This window comes from Spirochaeta dissipatitropha, from assembly GCF_054657935.1.
On the sequence record NZ_BAAHXT010000005.1, the window covers coordinates 228,103 to 245,781 of the forward strand.

Sequence of the window (17,679 nt, forward strand, 5' to 3'; positions counted from 1 at the left end):
AACCTATATCGAATTTATTATGCAGTCTGCCTCACAACCAGTACAGGTTTGATATCCAGAACACGATTGCTGGCATCTGCATCCGGATTATCTATCATCGACAGGGCCAGCTCATATGCAGCCAGCCCCATCTCGCGAACCGGCTGTCTGATCGTCGTGAGCCCGAGGGTGGTAGATCTGGCAATAATAGAGTCATCGAAACCGACAACCGCTATATCATCCGGCACCTTCAAGCCATGAGCAAGTGCTTCCTGCAGAAATCCGGCCGCGGTCAGGTCACCAGAGGCACAGAACAAGGCATCCGGCATACTCCCGCCATCCTGAAGCTTGTGAAAAATCGAGCGGCCGCTCTCGAGAGAGTATTCAGGGAGATCTATAATATTCGAGTATTCAATATCCAGATCACGCAGGGCGGTCATATACCCCTTGAAGCGATCATCAACAAATTTGTGGCCCATGTAGGCACGAAGACCGATTGAAATTGCAATCTTACGCCTTCCTGTTGAAGCGAGATGCTCCACAGCCTGATACGCACCAAGAGTGTTGTCAAATGATACCCCGGCAAAGCCTTCAATTACATCTTCCACTAGTATGACTGGTTTCCTTGCCTTACGCATCTTTTCCATGAACGAGCGTTCCGGTAATGTACTCAGCAGAATAACTGCATCCGCCATTTTTCCGAATAGAATCTCTTTGGTCTTCTGCTCCTCATTGCCTTTCGCAGTCAGGTACTGACGCAATTCATACTGGCCCTCGAAAACTGCCCGCTCCACACCATTCACGAACTCCATCTTGAATATATTCTGAAAAAATGTAGACAAAACGGCAATAGCATTGGTTTTACCCTGTTTCAGTAAACGCCCTGACTGGTTGGGATAGTAATCAAGTTCATCTGCTATTTTAAGCACATGAGCCCTGGTTTTATCTCCGATTTTCGGACTGCCGTTCAGTACGAGTGAAACGGTTGTCGGCGCAACGCCGGCAAGTTCAGCTATCTGTTTAATTGTTGCGGCCATGGATCACCTCGAAACAAGTATATTCAGCCCGCCCATCGAAGTCAATTGCAACGTTACACCTCAATAATTCATTGACAGCGGCAGTCGGGGAAGCTACCATTTTCAAAAAAGAAACGAGGAGAATTCATGAAGTTAGGAAGCTACAATGGAGATCTGGAGGGTATAGACTACCTTGATCTAATGATGCTGGATATTTACGGCAGCATACGCAGCGTTACGGTGCCGAAACAGCACATCAGCAGCACGGTACTGGAGGAGGGCATCGGATTCGATGCTTCAAATTACGGATTTGCAGATGTATCCAGATCAGATATGGTAGCCATACCAGATCTCAGCACAGCCTTTACCGAACAGAGACCGGATGGATTGATTCTGCACACCCTATGCGATGTGCGAACGATGGATGGAGAAATATTCGACTTCTATCCACGCAATGTAATACGCAATGCAATGAAACATCTACAAGCCACTGGTATTGCCGATGATGCGCAAGTACTGATGGAACTGGAATTTCACGTCCTCGAGGACGTGGCCTATGCTACCGACTTTGCCCACTCCTACTTCCGCCTGCAAAGTGCTGAAGGCATCGGCCCGGATTTTTACGATCTTCCGAGATTCAACATTCATCGAGGGTACCACCGGCATTATCCGGACGATCGCTATTTCGATTTGCGAAACCAGATGGTAAACGCTCTCGGCTCCGTCGGGATTCCGGTAAAATATCATCACCATGAAGTCGGGGCTGCCCAGCTCGAAATAGAATTTGATTTCCTTTCTATATCCGAGGCCGCAGACAAGGTTGCTATAGCTAAATGGATTATCCGGAATATCGCCAGTGAAAACGAGGTGTTTGTTACCTTTATGCCAAAACCGATCAACAAGACTCCCGGCAATGGCCTGCATGTTCACCAGTACCTGAGCAGAAATGGCAAAGCAATCTTCTCCGGTGACGGCATGTTTGGCCTGTCCGAAGTTGCTCTGGCCTATACAGCAGGACTGCTGGAACACAGCCTCAGCGGTTCGCTGCTTGGATTTACCAACCCAAGCACCAACTCCTTCAAGCGCCTGGTTCCTGGCTACGAAGCCCCGGTTTGCGCCACCTTTGCCAAAGCAAGCCGTGAAGCAGCCGTGCGGATTCCCGGATATCTGAAAAAAGGTGAGGAACGCATTGAATACCGAACCGGGGATGCCACTGCCAATACACATTACATGCTGGCAGCTATGCTGTTGGCCGGCCTCGATGGAGTCCAGAGAAAACTCGACCCTGTGGCTGCCGGCTATGCCGATGCCTCACTGGCAGATGAACGTCGCTTTCCACTGGATCTTCACTCTGTTATGGAGGGCTTGCGAAGGGATAACGAATATCTCGCTCCCTGTTTTCCACAAGAACTGATTGATTTATGGAGCACCATGAAACTCAGTGAAGCAAATCATGTGTACCACGCACCGACGCCCGAAGAATACGAGCTGTATTTCAACGTCTGAGCTACTGGCGCAGAGCCTTCCGGTACAGGAAATATACACAGCCGCCGGTATAGAGGAAGCCGGCGGCAGCTGTCACCAGGATCTGCCAGGGATCTGAGGCGGAGAGACGAAGCAGGCTGCCCCAGGCTGTTGGAAAGATACCCAGCAGCCAGGAATACGGCGCAGGAATAACTGCAATCGCCAGTGGCGGTAGGCAGCACACATTAAAAAGCTTCGCCATTGCAAGCCCCTGCACCTTATTGGCAGCTATAATGCCGATACCGAGAAAAACCAACGGAAGAATCAGGGCATCTAAAACCAACGAAAAAAGAAAGACCGGCAGGCTTGCATGCAGTAGATCCCCAGCCAGCACAAGGGGTACAAGGAATACAGCAAATAACAGCCACAGCAGACCGCAGCGGCGCAACAGATACCAACCCCGACGAGCAGGCAATGTTTTCAGAAAAGGAAGCACCCCCTCATCCTTTTCGTCAAGAAACAAAAACGCACCGAGCATTCCATACATCAGCGCTGAGACCAACAGAGAAAAAGACCGTATATGATCCATAGCTCCGAGTACCGCTGCTGTTATATGTTCAGGCACATGGGGGGACAATGGTCCCTGCAGCAGATATGGAAGTCCGCGTCCGAGTACTGCCACCATCATAAAGGGACCTGCGAGAATCGCCAGGGATACCGGATCCCTGAGCAGCAGATATAGATCAGCCGGTAGAAATTTCGAGCCGAATGTCACCTTCCGCCTGGCCACTGTACGCCGGGATGCTGTGTGCAGGGCTTCAGATCGACGGAATGCCCTGTCTGTAGCCTGCCTGCTCTGCACAGCAGAGCCGCTTAGCACATGGAATCCCTTTCTTCCCAGACGATATGCAAGAATATTCCAGCCCACGAGAGATACAACAGCGACAATCAATACCGGCAGATCCGGGCTGCTCTCAAATGCAGAACTGATCAGGATCATCGGTCCCCAGACAGGGGACAATATCCCGAACCATGAAACGGAAACGCCAAAAAATTCGAGAAAGGGGAACATAAACGGCATCATAAGCATGCTGGACCACAGAAAATAATCGAGGATTCTCGGAAAGCGTCCGGCTATTGCCAGACCGAAGCTGTAAAATACCGGTACGCCAAGAAAAAGTCCGAGCAGCAGTCGAAGCAACCCGCCAATCGTAGGACTGACAAAACCGAATAATGCTGCAGAGACACAGAGCACCGTAACCACACTGAGCGCAAGCACCAGAATCGAGGTTATTTTCTGTCTCCAGTAATCAGCGAATCCATGTCCCTGAGTCTGCAGAACCGACAGGACACCTTGATCCTTCTCCAACAGAACCAGAGCTCCAGCAAAGAAAAAACCCATAAAGGAAGGATCCATGAGTATAATCAAACCGAGCGTGCGTGCCCGCCAGCTCTCAGGCACCAAAAAAAGCAGAGAGAAAAAGAACATGGTCATAAAGATGTAGACCAGATAAAACCCTGCACGCTTCTGAATAGCGATCTCCAGTGAAACCCGGCGCAGAAACGCAGGCGATGCAAGCGAAACTGTCATACTACATCTTCCTCAAGCCGCCTGCCGGTAACCTGCAGAAACACCTGTTCAAGACTCACCTCCAGGTTCTGAACCCGTTCGATTCTCGAGATTCCCCTGCCCCGGGCAACTTCGGAAATTTCTCCGTTGAGCAGTGATTCGTACGGAAGCTCGAAGCTGAGCGAGGAACCATCCCCTGCATTTCCGAACACTTCAATCCCGGCCTTCCCGTAATGACGTTTCAGGGCTTCGGGGCTGTCCTGGAGCATCAATTTACCGTCAACCAGAAATCCCACCGAATCGCAGAGTTCATCTGCCAGTTCCATGGAATGAGTGGTAATAAATACTGCAGTGCCTGCAGCCCGGAGTTCAAGAATCCAGTCTTTTACTTTTCTGGCCCACAGCGGATCCAGACCCGAGGTCGGTTCATCCAGGAACAACAGAGCCGGCTTGTGAAGCACGGCCCGCAGGAAAGATAGTCGCATTCGCATCCCCTTTGAATATGTTTCTACCCGCGCATCCAGTGCCTCGGCAAGTCCGAGGCGCTCCGCAGCGTTGTCCAGCAAATCCGGAACCGCCTTCGGCAGATTTCTCATGTACAGGGAAAAAAGCAGATTCTCTCTGCCGCTCAGTTTGCTGTAAAGGTTCGGGGTCTCGAATCCGATCCCGATATGATTATACAGCTCTGTTCCCCACATCGAAATTTCGCGACCAAAAAGCCGAACAGACCCTGCATAGCCCTGCAGCAGTCGATACAGTATTTTCTGGGTTGTGGATTTCCCTGCCCCGCTCGGCCCGAGGAAGCCGTATATTCCACCTGCATCCAGACAGAAGGAGATGTCCTCAAGCGTTCTCCGCTGTGAGCCGCTGTAGGTAAAACCAAGCCCTGCTACCTCAATCAATCGTTCAGTATTCATTATCTTCTCCTGAAATACGGGTAAAAAGACGTTCAATAGTTCCGGTAAGCATCTGAAGGAATCCCTGGTGGAAGTCATCAATAGTCAACGGACCCGAAGCGTTGAATTGAAACAAGGACTGCACGGAATCAAAAACGAGCCGTAAGGCAGCAATTATCACCGCATCCGGAAAATCAGACTGCAAACCGGCATGCCTGAAAAGCGGCTTCAGTCTTGCAAACAAGCGAATATCCTGCTCGTCCATTAGTGCAATGTGTTCATCTGAAGAACGCAGCTTGAGATACCTTATTTCCTCTGGTGAAAGCAGAGCCTGCATTCCATCCTGGAAAATCATGCGCGGAAAATCTTCAACCATAATTCCATGGAGTGTCCGGGCTGCCGCCTCTGCCCCCTGTGGTGTCTGTTCAATAAACCGAGACTGAATCAGCTCATGAAACTTCAGCTCCCAGTCAGCAAGTATTTCCAGTGCCAGCTCTTCCTTTGACTGGAAAAATCGATAAAAACTACCTTTGGCAATTCCCGCTGCAGCTGCCAGCTCATCAATAGTGGTTTTCTGTACCCCCTTGCTGCCCATATGCTGTTTAGCTGCTGTGAATAATGCAGTACGAATTCTCTCTTCTTCTCTTGGTTCGAATTTTCTTGGCATTTTATTACTATATGACTGAAACAGATAAACAGTCAATATAAATCCACTACAAACTGGCCTGAGTGGTCAGAAAACGGCAGATTTTATAAGCACAAGGGGCTACAATTGCCTCGTATGAAGACAAACAGTCAGAGGACACTCAAATCCATCGTCAACAAGCAGCAGGCAGGTGTATCTGCAGCAGCATATCTGGCATCCAGATTCAGCTATCTGAACTATGAAAATTGGCAAAAAGAGATAAATACCGGGAAGATTCTGATCAATGGATTACCTTGCCAGGGCGATACACAAATTGTTGAAGGCGACAGTGTCGAATACCTGCCAGGGAAAATTGAGGAACCTGAGGTCTGCAAGGACATAGAGACGGTATATGAAAACGACAGAATACTCATTGTAGAAAAACCACCGCTGCTGCCTGTTCACCCCGGCGGCATTTTTTTCCACAACAGTCTCTGGTACATACTGAAGTCCCGTCTGAATGAAATCCACATTCTTACCAGGCTCGATCGCGAAACTTCAGGGCTTGTGCTTATAGCCAAAGACTCAAAAACAGCAGCATACCTGCAATCTCAAGCTGCAGATGTGCACAAAAGCTATACCGCATTAGTACATGGAGAATTTTGCTGCGGCACTCTGAAAGCCGAAGGCTGGCTCAGCCCCGACCCTCATAGTAAAATCCGCAAAAAACGGAGATTTACCTGGGAACAGCCGGAATCAGGCAATGAAACAGCAGAACAGGAACACAGCAATCCAGCTCGAACAAAAACCGAAACAGCCACCAGCGAGTTCAGCAGACTAAGAAGCTTCTCCTGGAACAACATGATATTAAGCGAAATCCAGGCACACCTGATCAGTGGAAGAACCCATCAAATTCGTGCAACGCTCTGTTCTCTGGGCTACCCATTGGTAGGTGACAAGATCTACGGTCTGAACGAAGATTATTTTCTGAAGTTTATCGAAGACTCCCTGAGTCCTGAAGATCGCAGCAGACTCATTCTTGCTCATCAGGCCCTTCATTGTTCAGCCTTGCAGTTTACCATGGAGCACGGACGCTCTCATATCTTCGAGAGCTGTCCCAACTGGCAGCTTCCCTGACACTCAAGGTTCCTGATTCTGTAAGGTCCGTGCAACACGAAAGCCAATGTCATTACTCAGGTAAAACGGGAATTTTCCATCACGGCTGCTTACAAGCAGATGTATCAATATACCCTCAAAACTGCCTCCACGGAGTACACGGAACGATCCCTCGTCAGCTCCCCGGTAGTCAAACTGGGGCTCGGTTGGAAAAGGCTCGGCCAGATCCCATACCCACTCCCATACATTACCCGACATATCATATATTCCAAGAGCATTTGGCCGCTTGAGGCCAACCCGCTGAGTTCCGATGCCTTTTCCAGTATCTGAATTTTCACGATACCAGGCCACAGTTCCGGTCTCCTCGGAATTCTGGAATATATCCTCAGCACCTGATGCCGCGTTAAAATCAGTCCACTCGGACCCATCTATATATGCAGCCGCATATTGCCACTCCCCTTCAGTCGGCAAGCGGTATCCGCCTGCATTCCAATCAACCTGCGGATTATCCTGATCCCCAGGATCAGAGAGGAGGGCAAAATCTGTGGAAGATGACCTGACAACATGCTGAAATCCGGGATCCTGATAATAAACCGGACGCAACCCCTGCTTCTCGCTGTAGGCATTCAGCCACACAACTGCATCCCTCCAGCTGACCGCAGTGAGAGGATGAAAAGCTGCCTCTCCCGGTTCATTCCCGGTATTTGAATAGTTCTGTCGGCTTCCTCCGCCGGTAACCGAACCCTCCAGTCCGGGGTTGGCAATTTCGTACCCATTGTCTTCAGCCCAGTTCCTTACCTCATACCACAAAGCATATGTGACCGGATACATACCGATTTCAAAACTGCTGACTGTATGCTCAAACTCGCTGCCTCTTCTGGCACCCGATACCATAGAGACCTGTGAGAATGTACCTCCTGGAACCTGAACAAGTGCCTCCTGGTTTATCGCTGTGTCTCCAGCACAGCCTCCTGCAATGAAACCAAGAATGCAAACAACTACTGTACCTGTTCTTACCTTTCCCATATATCCTACCCCTTCCGGAAAAACCGTGAGATCAATTTCCCCGGCTATTCTAACATACCTTCTTGACGATTTGAAAACACGGGACCATAATCAAGGAGTGATATTTGAAGAATTGAACGAACAGCGTGCAGCCTGCGGGCTTGAGGCTCAGGACAAAGACGACATTGTTGATTATATGCTCGAAATGCTGCAGAAGGCTGGAGATCTGCAGAACCCGGGTGATATGGAGACAGCCAAAGCTGCGATACAGGCGAACGAAAAACGAATGTCTACCGGAATGCAGCACGGCATTGCCATACCTCATGCCAAAACAGAGGTTGTGGATAGTTTAACCGCATGCATCGCAATTACGAAGAACCCCGTTGACTGTTCATCGGTAGACGGGAAACCTTCACGCATTTTTATTATGACGCTCTCACCGATTGACCAGGTCGGCCCCCACATCCGTTTCCTGAGCGAAATCGGCAGGCTGTTGAAAAGCCGTAAAATCAGAGACCGCCTGCTTAAGGCAGAAAGCCCGAATGAGGTACTGGCTGCGCTCAAGGCGAAATAATACTGCTGCCATGCACTGGAATTCCAGCACCTGGCAGCACTGCTCATTTCACTGGCCTGCGTTCAGGCCTGCAAAAACCTTATGGATCCTGAGAAATCGTAAAGGTATAGTCACCCCTGGTGGCCCGCTGATCGGTTGTAGAAACTCGCTCTCCCCTGACACCCATATATATGACCTGTCCACTTTGAGCCCCGGTAAGGGTAAAATTCCCGGTCTGCCCCTGGTTATCTGCTCTGAGCGTGGTCAGATGAGTATTACCAGGAGTACGGAATTCGGCTGCAATTCTAAGATCGTCACTCACATGGCTGACATGCACGACGATATCTTCATCACTTATGGCTTCATATTTAAACCAGTCCCAATCACCGCTGTAGGTGCTGGTACCGTAATTGAAACTCATATACACAATACTACCACTGACAGGATCATCAACCGGAAGTTGGCCCAGATCATAAGCATCGCCATGGGTGTCATTTGGCTCATACTGATCATTTGCATCCAGGTTCTCTATCTTGATTGTATATGGCCCGGTCCTGGGGTAACGATAATAATCGTTGGTTACCCGCACATAGTATAATCCACCTGTAGTAGCAAAATTTTCGATAAGATTAGCACCAGCATTACCAGGTCGAGCAGTATTAATTATTCTGTTCATCTCGGAATCATACACATGCAGCTCAACACGCATATCAAGATACACATCCGTAATAGATATCTGCACCCGATCCCAGAACCCATCATTAGTTGTTGTAATTTCATACCAATGATCGTCCTGTGAATTTACCAGATTCACACGATACTCCTCTCCCTGATCTACTTCTGCTGCTTCAGCAGAAGTACTGCCAGGAATGAAATAATCATCTTCCTCAAGAAAATCGAAAAAATCACAAGCGGCCGTCAGCCCCATAAATATAAAGGACGCCCCCGCCAGCACACATAGCTTTCCTATAGCCCTTTTCTTCATCTCCTACCTCCTTTCCATACAGTTCCTGAGGCCATTGTAGAGCTCAACTGCTGGATAATCGTCCCGAAATATAAAATGGGACGTATTTTCGATCAGAGACAAATAGTGATTCATGGGGTAAAATGACAGACATGCATGTTCTGGTAATAATAGCGGCACTCGGGGCTGCTCAGGCTGCGATACTCCTGTTTCTAATAGCTATACGCTATCACAGCCGCAGAAATCTGCCACTTGGTCTGTTTGTACTTACGTTTGCAGTCCGTGTCGGTACTATTCCATCCTGGACTCCCGAACTGATAGATGCCGCTCCCTGGGTCTTTCCGATAGCAGGATCAATCCCGCTGCTCTTTGGTCCACTTGTCTGGTGGTACGTTCGGATCCTTGTGCTCGAGAGACTAAAACTTCCAAAATATGCAGTGCTTCACCTGCTCCCCTGGCTGATCGAATTATTGTTATTGAGTCTTCTGGTCTACATCCTGGGGCAATCTCCAGAGCCATTGAGTACCCTGCTCTTCGCTGATCCCCCACTCTGGTGGATGCCGGTAAGACATGCTATCAAGATTATTCAGGGAGGAGTGTATGCCTTGCTATCAGGCACAATTGCATTTGGAGCGGCCAGCAAACAACAAACTGTTACGAAGCCAACACGCATCTGGGCCAGAGTAACTGTTCTGTTACCGCTCTTGAGCCTGGTCAGCTTTTCCACCATTGCCACTCAGCCATCTGCCCCTGCCGGAGGGGATCAAGCCCTGTTCTGGTTTTATCTGCCTGCCGTATTGATGATGCTGACGATTTATGTGTTTACCTTTCTCAGCATGCTGTTTCCCGAAATTCTTGCCGACAATACCAAAACAGCATTCAGTCGCCCCTCCTCCCTGGACGAAGAAGAGACTGGAAAAATTCTTTCACGCCTGAATGACAAATTAGCAACTGAAAGCTATAGGAATCCCGACCTGACGCTTGCAGAAATGGCAAAGGAAATAAGGATTCATCCGAACCGTCTGTCGCATGTAATAAATCGGGAATACGGAATGAATTTTTCCAGACTAATAAACCAATACAGACTCGAGTATTTCATTCTACAGATTCAACAAGGCGGTCTTGAACACTTCTCCATACTGCGCCTGGCACTGGAATCAGGTTTCCGATCAAAAAGCACCTTCAACAGGGTCTTCCATGAAACATATCAAATGAGTCCCTCTGATTATGTACGCACAGCGGTCACGGGGGGCGAATCACAGCAGTAGTAAAATCACTGCACACAGAGAGAGCAGCATAATCTTCATTTGTGCCTGAGGACCGACTGCATGGATAAAACGTAAGCTGTGCCGTAATGGCCAGAGTCCATGATTCAGCCAGGTAGTGATTGGGGTTTGTAATCTCGTACCCTGATAAAGGGTATCTTCAGGACCCTTCTTTGCTCCGGATGTCAGAAAGTTTTTCAGGAGCAGCCACAACACTGCAGCCGCAGCAATCGTTTTCAGGGCATCAATCACAGTCGAAGTGCTGTAGATATTGAAATCTGCAATTCCTGGAACTATTCCCGGTAAAAATCCGATGAGCAGGGTTGAAAGTGTCAGCAGCAGAAGCGGCAGCATTCTGACATACTCTGGAACCGGCCCTTTATTGGGCCTTGTCTGTCGTAATGGCTCAGTAGACTTCGATCTATTGAAAAAAATCAGATACATGAACTTGGTGAATGAAAGAGCTGTTCCAACACTGGCAATATCAAGAAGACGTGAGATCATGCCGTAATCCGTGCCCTGTTTTATGAGCACCTTGCTGGCAAAACCACTGGTGAATGGAAACCCGGCTATAGCAGCAGAGCCGACAAGGGTACAGAAGAACAATACCGGCCTTCTGCGGAACAGCCCACCCATTGCGAACAGATTACCATGCCCGAAGCTGCGTTCAGCTGCACCAGCAGATAAAATCAGTAATGATTTGGTAAGGGTATAGGTAATCATATGGAACAGCGCAGCTGCCAGAACTATCTCAAGCAGTTCTGCTTCAACAAACACTGCCATACCAACCGCTGCTGTCATAAATCCAATCTGACTTACAATGTGATAACTCAAAAGTTTTCTGGCATTGGTCTGCAGAAGGGCAAAAAGAACGGCAGTAACCGCGGAAGCAGCGCCAATGAGTGCGAGAACCGGAAAGCCGAACATATCGACTCGCAGCAGCCGGAATGCGGAAAGCACACCGACTTTGGTGGCAAATCCTGACAGCAGAGCAGTGATCTCTGGAATAGCAGCGGGATAACTCTCGACAAGCCAGAAATGAAGGGGTATTGCGGCAGTCTTGATGACAACAGCGGCCAGCATGAAATACTGACTGCTGCCCGATAACGGAACAATAGAAAGGCTGCCGGTCTCCTGAAATTGAAGCACTGTAGCAATAAAGAACAGGGCTGCAGACACCATCTGAATAGCAATATAGCGGATTGAGGCCTGCCGTGAGCTGACTGATCCCGACTGACGGATCAGAAAAAAGGCGGAAACCGTGAGCAGCTCCCAGGAAAGCAGCAAACTGACAAGGTCCGCAGCAAAAACCGCCAGAACACCGCCAAAAATATGCAGAAGAGCCAAAGGAAGCATCCCTGCTCTTCCCGCCAGAATCAGATTCAATACATTTACTGCACCTATAAACAGAAACAGAATCAAGACCGCGTACTCAATGCCAGCAGGCATGTGCATGAGGAAGGGAAAAAGCCTGATCATAACAGCCCCTCCGGGAACAGCAGCCCTCCCTGGAACAACAGAATGACAAGCACCAGGCACAGCGTCAGCATCATAACTTTCATTTGAGCTTGAGGATCTACTGCATGCATAATTCTCAACAGATGCCGAAACGGCCAGGCTGCCCGCGCAAACCAAAGACTGACGGGTGTTGATAATCTGCGATTTCCACCGGAAGAATAGTTTGCAGACCCCTTACTGCCAGATACAAAAAATTTCCTGAGGAATATCCAGAGAAAAACCGCCGCAGAGATGGGTGCAATCCCGTTCATCAGAGAAGAGAAACGGAAAAAATTATGGGTAGGGAGGCCCGGCACAAGCCCCGGGAGCACCCCTATCAAGAGTGTTACCGCAGTAAGAAGCAACAAAGGCAGCATGCGCTTGGCATCTCCCCGCAGGGCTGATTCAGAGGAACGAGATTCGGATTCCGATCTCGGCCCTGAAACCGAAGCTGACACTTGAGCTGACGCTGGACGGCGGAGGAAAATCAGATACATGAATTTAATAAAGGAAAGCGCAGTCCCTATGCTGGCCAGGGTCAGAAGATTCGTGATTAATCCATAGCCGATTCCCTGTTTGATTAATTCCTTACTGGCATAGCCACTGGTAAACGGAAAGCCGGCAATAGCCAGAGATCCTACAAGCGCACAGAAAAACAGCAGGGGTTTATGCCGAACCAAGCCGCCCATATTCAGAAGATTCTCATGGCCGAAATAACGTTTGGCAGCCCCGGCAGCCAGAATAAGCTGAGACTTGTACAGGGTATGCGTTATCAGGTGAAAAAGTGCAGCTGATCCAGCCAGCACAGCTGCTTCGCCCACGAGAACAGAACTCATTCCAGCAGCTGCGCTCATGTATCCGACCTGGCTGACAATGTGAAAACTAAGCAGCTTCCGGGCATTTTGCTGACGCAATGCAAACAGTACGGCAATAACTGCGGTGAGGGCTCCGGCAAGACCGAGCACCGGGTAACCCAGTACATCCAGATGAATTAATCTGACAGCTGTGAGCACACCTACCTTGGTGGCAAAACCGGAGAGTAGCGCGGTGACCTCTGGCGGTGCCGCGGGATAGCTTTCGGTGAGCCAGAAATGCATAGGCATAGCAGCCGTCTTGATAAGCACTGCTCCAAGCATAAACGGCTGACTGAGGGGTGATAATACGGTAATTGCGAGGCTCCCTGTCTGCTGATACTGAAGCAGGCTTGCTATAAAAAACAAGGCAGCAGAGAAAATCTGGACGGTAATATAGCGCAGAGAGGCCTGTCGTGATTCCACAGAGCCTGACTGACGGATCAGAAGGAATGCCGAGACAGTCAGAATTTCCCAGGACAGAAGCAAGGTGACAAGATCCGCGGAAAAAATCGCCATGATCCCGCCCGAAATTTGCAGTACCACCAGAGGAATATTACGTGTTCGACCAGACAGCTTAAAATTAAGCCCATTCACCAATGCCAGAAAAAGGAACAGCAGCAGCACAGAATACTCAAGCCCGACAGGCATCTGTAAACTGAACGGGAATAACCTGATCATGGAATTCCCCCTGGAAACAACAGTAGTTGATAGGCATTGAAATCCATAATTGATTCCGATGCATTAGCAAGAAAAGCTAGTATATGGTGTTCGAAAGGACCGGATAACAGGAGACTGGCTGCGAGCAGAAGTATAATCAGAGCCTCCAGTCCAGCCAGAGCTCGATTTTTGCGCTGCCCCCTCTTCCCGGGTAGGCTCTCCTGACATTCCGGAATCGGGGAACTTCCGCCAGGAACAACATCTACTATTAGCTCGGCTTCCGGGTTTTCTGCAGCTTTCTGCAAGGCAATACTCAGAATTCTGGCATAATAATACAAGGAAATAACCGTCCCGAGAGAGATAACCAGAATCGGTAGAAGCGAGTCCTGAGCCGCAGCAATATGCCACTTGGAAGCGAACCCGAGGGTCGGCGGCATACCGACAATAGCTGAAGCGCAGAGAGCAAAAACCGTTATGTGAAGTGGTGCCCGTGCCGAGGCTCCGGCAAATGAATAGATTTTCGAGCTGCCTGAGCCGGCAATCAGGCCTCTGAGTGACCAGAACAGGCCGCTCTTCATTGCAGCATGCCCGAGAATATGAAGCAGACCGGCTGACAGAAACAGCACTGCAGCCGAGCCGACTGCCAAGACAGCCGGCGCTTCGGCTGCCGAGCCGGCTACAGTGCCGGCTGCACCTGCCGCGGTGACTCCGATGGCCGAAACCGCCGCAAGCCCTGCCGCCCCGACTGCCAGCAGAATGTAACCGGCATGTGCAACACTGGAAAACGCTAGCAGCCGTTTGGCATCACGGTCTATCAATGCCATAATGTGCCCAAGCAGAATATTCAGCATTCCGGCATAGAGCAGAATAGTAAATACCTGAGGCAGTAATTCAGCCGTCCTTAAAGGAATAAAGAGCACGCGTATCAGGGCGTAGATATACACCTTCATACCGAATGCCGAGAGGATAGCTGCGGCAGTACTTCCTGCTGCATGGTAGGCCCGGGGCTGCCAGAAATGCAGGGGAACAAGTCCGATCTTGATACCGAAACTTATCAGAATACAGGCGCAGATTACGCCATGCAGAACGAGAGGGATCTCAGCGGCCATAAGAGATACCGCAGCCATTGATAGATGACCAGTGGTGACATATATAAGGACAACTGCAAACAGCAGAAAGACGCCGCTGATTGAGGCCGCCATTATATAGACAAAGCCCGCAACCGTTCCTGCTGCGCGCCGCTTCATGACAATCAGTCCGATACTGCTCACCGTAGCCAGCTCGATAAACACGTAAAGGTTAAATATATCGCCGGCCAGGACAACTCCTGAGAGAGAACAGAAATAGAGATTGATCAACACTGCCTGGGAATTATGCCGCACAGACAATCCATCGGTTCCCAGCACATACAAAAGCGACAGCAGATAGCCGCAGGAAACAATCAACAGGAAAAAAGCAGCCGCACTGTCTCCGACCAGAACAATACCAGCCGGCGGTGCATGACTTCCCGGAAAATAAAGCAGGGTCTGGCCGCCCAGTGTGACTCCGGCAAGCTGTACCGCAGCCAGGACATGCAGGACGGCTGCAGTTATAGAGATCGGCAACTGCAGTACAGGCCGTATTTTTGCAGCCAGCGCAGCAAGGAAGGCTGCGGCCAGCGGAGAAATAATCAGCATTACCGGAAGGTGATCAATCATTCATCCCCCCGGGGTTCAAAGTAATCCGTATGCGTACCTGCAAAGACCTTGCTGAGATCGGTGGTTCCGAAATGCCGGTACATGGCAACCGTAAGAGCAAGAGCTACTGCGAGTATCCCGGCTCCGATAACTATGGCAGTCAGCGCCAGCGCATGAGGGAGGGGATCAGTAAAAAACCCGCCGCCGTCCATTACCAGCATGCCGGCAGAGTCCAGAATTGGCGCAGCTCCTTCAGGCACATAGGCTGCGGCGACCAGGGCCAGGACCAGAGATGATTCCATAATACTGATGGAAACACAGACCTTGATCATGTCACGCTTGGTAAGCACTCCATAGAGCCCGATAGCAAAAACCAGGGCAGCACAAACAACAGTCGCTATCTGCATCATTCTTTTACCCTCTCTCCCTCACCGGCAAAGGCATAAAAAATACAGCTCAGACCGGCAGCGACCTTGCAGCCTACTATTACATTCAACAGTGGAATTAATCCGGCACTCAGCAGTTCGCCTGCCTTTCCCAAGGGAAAACCGGCAGCAGCATTGCTCAGAAAGGATGCCCCGGCCGCAATACCGACAATTCCAGCTGCTGCAAAGGCAAGTGCACTCAGGTACTCTGTCAGGCTCAAAAAGCGGTAGCTTACTATCCTGCCGGCAAATGAGCTTCCATAGACAACATGCAGCAGAATTACCAGTACGGAAAGACTGACCCCGCCCTGAAATCCCCCACCAGGTGAGAGATGCCCATTCACAATGACATAGACCGGAAAGAGGAAAAACAGCGGCAGCAGCAGAGCCAGTGCCCGGCGTGTCAGAATACCAAGGCCCTTATCCTGCTTCGGGAAATATGGAGTACCGAGGATCACCAGTACAACCGCAACAGACGTGAATATGACACTGGCCTCACCCAGGGTATCAAAACCCCGGTAGTCCATGAGAATAGCCGTAGCTGCATTAATACTGCCAGTATCTGCAATCGAGGTAAGAATGAAATCAGCTCCGGGTTCAGCTGACGCCGCAAGTGCAGTAAGCAGGAACACAGCAAAACCCAGGCCTCCAAGCATGGCCAGGACAAAACCAGCCGAGCGGCGCACTGCAGTATTCCTCATCTCTGCCTCCTGGTCTTGCTGATTGCAGTAATAAACAGAGCCGTCATCAAGCCTGCCCCGATTACCGCCTCCGCCATTGCGACATCAACCGCCTGCAGAAATGCGAATACTATAGTAGAGAAAATTCCGAATACCGACAAAATCAGAACCGCAGTAATATGCCCGCGGATCTCCACAGCAGCCGCGGCTGTTATGACCATGCCTATCAGCAGGAGAATAAAAGGGACTTCAATCGGCATTTTCTGCCTCCCCAAGTTTACCCGCCCCGGCAACCTCCCCCTCAGCCTCCACGGGCTCATCTGCCTCCAGAAATTCCTGGTACTCATCGAGAACCATATGATGCCTCGCGCGTTCTACGCGGTAGTTGGCGCGGGCGATTGCCTGGGTAGCGATGGGATTTGTGACGAGCAAAAAGACACCGACCAGCAGTATCCGCAGCGCAAAGACCAGATCGGGAGCAGCTATCGCGGCCCCAGTCAGCACAAGCCCTCCGCCGACCGTCAGCCCCTTGGTACCGGAATGCAGGCGGGTATAGGCATCCGGAAAACGCAGCATACCAACAGTCATGGCAAAGGCAAAGAGACCGCCAAGCCCCATAAAAGCGGTACTCAGCCAGAATCGCAGTAACTCCATTTAATGCCTCCCCTGCTCGAGATAGCGGGTAATTACCAGTAGATCAGCAAACATCAGCAGGGAATACACAATAGCTATGTCAATAAATATACTGCGTTCATAATACAGCCCCAGCAGAACCAGAACGAGCGTCAGCAGTAGGCCTATCGCATCCGCAGCTGCAATCCTGTCCAGCAGACTCGGACCGCGCAGCACGCGGATCAGACAGACCAGACTCAGGGAGATAAAGAGAACAATCAACCACATAATCATTTGAGCATCCTTTCAAAGAAGGGCCGGATTCCACCCGTAACCTGATCATCAACCGTATCGGCATGATACTCCGAGACATCAATCCAGTGAATAAACAGCGTATCTGCCTCCGGGATATAATCCAGTGACAGGGTTCCAGGGGTCAGGGTAATACAATGAGCCAGCAGTGTCGGAGACAGCAGTCCCGGCAGGCGGGTTTCAATACGGACAATGCCTGGCCAGAAGGAAACGGAAGGGGTCAGGGCCAGGAGGGCAATAGCAAATCCAGAAGATACAATCTTCCACAGGAAAAATGGAATAAAAAACAGGAGAAATATAAAAATCCGGATCCAGTCACTCAGGCTGTGCCGGATATGCGGGTCACCGGTCCAGCTGCCGCTCAGGGCATGTCGGAAGAGAAACACCGCTACCACGCTGACCAGAAGTCCACTTATAAGGACAGCCAGAGAGAGAGATCCGGAAAAAAGGAGCCACACAGACAACAGGAGCAAAGTGCTCATGAAATATCGCATGGCCCCATTCTACTGCAGC

At 50.1% G+C, this 17,679-nt stretch carries 19 protein-coding genes; 4 read left to right on the forward strand and 15 right to left on the reverse strand.

Annotated elements, in window-relative coordinates; genetic code table 11:
- Window positions 1-17: 17 nt before the first annotated feature.
- Window positions 18-1,016 (reverse strand): LacI family DNA-binding transcriptional regulator, encoded by a 999-nt coding sequence (locus ACYQ2L_RS07935; protein WP_460053673.1) that lies wholly within the window; start codon window positions 1,014-1,016, stop codon window positions 18-20.
- Between the two features lie 126 nt (window positions 1,017-1,142).
- Between ACYQ2L_RS07935 and ACYQ2L_RS07940 the strand changes: the two genes are divergently transcribed.
- Entirely contained in the window at window positions 1,143-2,501 is a 1,359-nt protein-coding gene (locus tag ACYQ2L_RS07940; protein WP_460053675.1) for a glutamine synthetase family protein, read from the forward strand.
- Window position 2,502: 1 nt separating this feature from the next.
- On the opposite strand, the gene ACYQ2L_RS07945 is transcribed toward ACYQ2L_RS07940, so the two are convergent.
- The 3 genes from ACYQ2L_RS07945 to ACYQ2L_RS07955 are packed head-to-tail and all read right to left on the reverse strand — an operon-like array spanning window position 2,503 to window position 5,592.
- On the reverse strand, window positions 2,503-4,050 hold the full coding sequence (locus ACYQ2L_RS07945; RefSeq protein ID WP_460053676.1) for a fluoroquinolone export ABC transporter permease subunit: 1,548 nt from the start codon (window positions 4,048-4,050) through the stop codon (window positions 2,503-2,505).
- Window positions 4,047-4,946, reverse strand: coding sequence for an ABC transporter ATP-binding protein (locus tag ACYQ2L_RS07950; protein ID WP_460053677.1), 900 nt, complete (start codon window positions 4,944-4,946; stop codon window positions 4,047-4,049). The genes ACYQ2L_RS07945 and ACYQ2L_RS07950 overlap by 4 nt, the downstream gene beginning before the upstream one ends.
- The gene (locus ACYQ2L_RS07955; RefSeq protein ID WP_460053679.1) at window positions 4,936-5,592 is read right to left on the reverse strand and encodes a TetR/AcrR family transcriptional regulator; all 657 of its coding nucleotides are present in this window, start codon (window positions 5,590-5,592) and stop codon (window positions 4,936-4,938) included. The genes ACYQ2L_RS07950 and ACYQ2L_RS07955 overlap by 11 nt, the downstream gene beginning before the upstream one ends.
- Window positions 5,593-5,706: 114 nt before the next feature.
- Between ACYQ2L_RS07955 and ACYQ2L_RS07960 the strand changes: the two genes are divergently transcribed.
- Window positions 5,707-6,687, forward strand: coding sequence for an RluA family pseudouridine synthase (locus ACYQ2L_RS07960; RefSeq protein WP_460053680.1), 981 nt, complete (start codon window positions 5,707-5,709; stop codon window positions 6,685-6,687).
- Window positions 6,688-6,690: 3 nt separating this feature from the next.
- On the opposite strand, the gene ACYQ2L_RS07965 is transcribed toward ACYQ2L_RS07960, so the two are convergent.
- A complete protein-coding gene (locus ACYQ2L_RS07965; protein WP_460053682.1) occupies window positions 6,691-7,692 on the reverse strand; it encodes a formylglycine-generating enzyme family protein in 1,002 nt (333 codons plus the stop codon).
- A gap of 97 nt (window positions 7,693-7,789) precedes the next feature.
- Here ACYQ2L_RS07965 and ACYQ2L_RS07970 point away from each other — a divergent pair, with 97 nt between their 5' ends.
- A complete protein-coding gene (locus ACYQ2L_RS07970; protein ID WP_460053684.1) occupies window positions 7,790-8,245 on the forward strand; it encodes a PTS sugar transporter subunit IIA in 456 nt (151 codons plus the stop codon).
- 79 nt (window positions 8,246-8,324) lie between these two features.
- Here ACYQ2L_RS07970 and ACYQ2L_RS07975 read toward each other — a convergent pair whose 3' ends face one another.
- The gene (locus ACYQ2L_RS07975; protein WP_460053686.1) at window positions 8,325-9,209 is read right to left on the reverse strand and encodes a hypothetical protein; all 885 of its coding nucleotides are present in this window, start codon (window positions 9,207-9,209) and stop codon (window positions 8,325-8,327) included.
- A 122-nt stretch (window positions 9,210-9,331) separates the two neighbouring features.
- On the opposite strand from ACYQ2L_RS07975, the gene ACYQ2L_RS07980 reads away from it, so the two are divergent.
- A complete protein-coding gene (locus ACYQ2L_RS07980; RefSeq protein ID WP_460053688.1) occupies window positions 9,332-10,456 on the forward strand; it encodes a helix-turn-helix transcriptional regulator in 1,125 nt (374 codons plus the stop codon).
- On the opposite strand, the gene ACYQ2L_RS07985 is transcribed toward ACYQ2L_RS07980, so the two are convergent.
- The 9 genes from ACYQ2L_RS07985 to ACYQ2L_RS08025 are packed head-to-tail and all read right to left on the reverse strand — an operon-like array spanning window position 10,445 to window position 17,660.
- Window positions 10,445-11,932 carry a proton-conducting transporter transmembrane domain-containing protein gene (locus ACYQ2L_RS07985; protein ID WP_460053690.1) on the reverse strand — a complete coding sequence of 496 codons (1,488 nt, stop codon included), beginning with the start codon at window positions 11,930-11,932 and terminating at the stop codon, window positions 10,445-10,447. The two genes, ACYQ2L_RS07980 and ACYQ2L_RS07985, sit on opposite strands and share 12 nt — an antisense overlap.
- The gene (locus ACYQ2L_RS07990) at window positions 11,929-13,482 is read right to left on the reverse strand and encodes a complex I subunit 5 family protein (RefSeq protein ID WP_460053693.1); all 1,554 of its coding nucleotides are present in this window, start codon (window positions 13,480-13,482) and stop codon (window positions 11,929-11,931) included. Before ACYQ2L_RS07990 ends, ACYQ2L_RS07985 begins: the two co-directional genes overlap by 4 nt.
- Window positions 13,479-15,158 carry a complex I subunit 5 family protein gene (locus ACYQ2L_RS07995; protein WP_460053696.1) on the reverse strand — a complete coding sequence of 560 codons (1,680 nt, stop codon included), beginning with the start codon at window positions 15,156-15,158 and terminating at the stop codon, window positions 13,479-13,481. The genes ACYQ2L_RS07990 and ACYQ2L_RS07995 overlap by 4 nt, the downstream gene beginning before the upstream one ends.
- Complete coding sequence (locus ACYQ2L_RS08000) at window positions 15,155-15,547, reverse strand: sodium:proton antiporter (RefSeq protein WP_460053697.1); 393 nt, start codon at window positions 15,545-15,547, stop codon at window positions 15,155-15,157. Before ACYQ2L_RS08000 ends, ACYQ2L_RS07995 begins: the two co-directional genes overlap by 4 nt.
- Window positions 15,544-16,263: a hydrogen gas-evolving membrane-bound hydrogenase subunit E gene (mbhE, locus tag ACYQ2L_RS08005; RefSeq protein WP_460053699.1), complete on the reverse strand. Its 720-nt coding sequence runs from the start codon at window positions 16,261-16,263 to the stop codon at window positions 15,544-15,546. The genes ACYQ2L_RS08000 and mbhE overlap by 4 nt, the downstream gene beginning before the upstream one ends.
- Window positions 16,260-16,502: a hydrogenase subunit MbhD domain-containing protein gene (locus ACYQ2L_RS08010; RefSeq protein WP_460053700.1), complete on the reverse strand. Its 243-nt coding sequence runs from the start codon at window positions 16,500-16,502 to the stop codon at window positions 16,260-16,262. The genes mbhE and ACYQ2L_RS08010 overlap by 4 nt, the downstream gene beginning before the upstream one ends.
- The gene (mnhG, locus tag ACYQ2L_RS08015; protein WP_460053701.1) at window positions 16,492-16,896 is read right to left on the reverse strand and encodes a monovalent cation/H(+) antiporter subunit G; all 405 of its coding nucleotides are present in this window, start codon (window positions 16,894-16,896) and stop codon (window positions 16,492-16,494) included. The genes ACYQ2L_RS08010 and mnhG overlap by 11 nt, the downstream gene beginning before the upstream one ends.
- On the reverse strand, window positions 16,897-17,148 hold the full coding sequence (locus ACYQ2L_RS08020) for a monovalent cation/H+ antiporter complex subunit F (protein ID WP_460053702.1): 252 nt from the start codon (window positions 17,146-17,148) through the stop codon (window positions 16,897-16,899).
- The gene (locus ACYQ2L_RS08025; protein ID WP_460053703.1) at window positions 17,145-17,660 is read right to left on the reverse strand and encodes a Na+/H+ antiporter subunit E; all 516 of its coding nucleotides are present in this window, start codon (window positions 17,658-17,660) and stop codon (window positions 17,145-17,147) included. The genes ACYQ2L_RS08020 and ACYQ2L_RS08025 overlap by 4 nt, the downstream gene beginning before the upstream one ends.
- Window positions 17,661-17,679 lie beyond the last annotated feature (19 nt).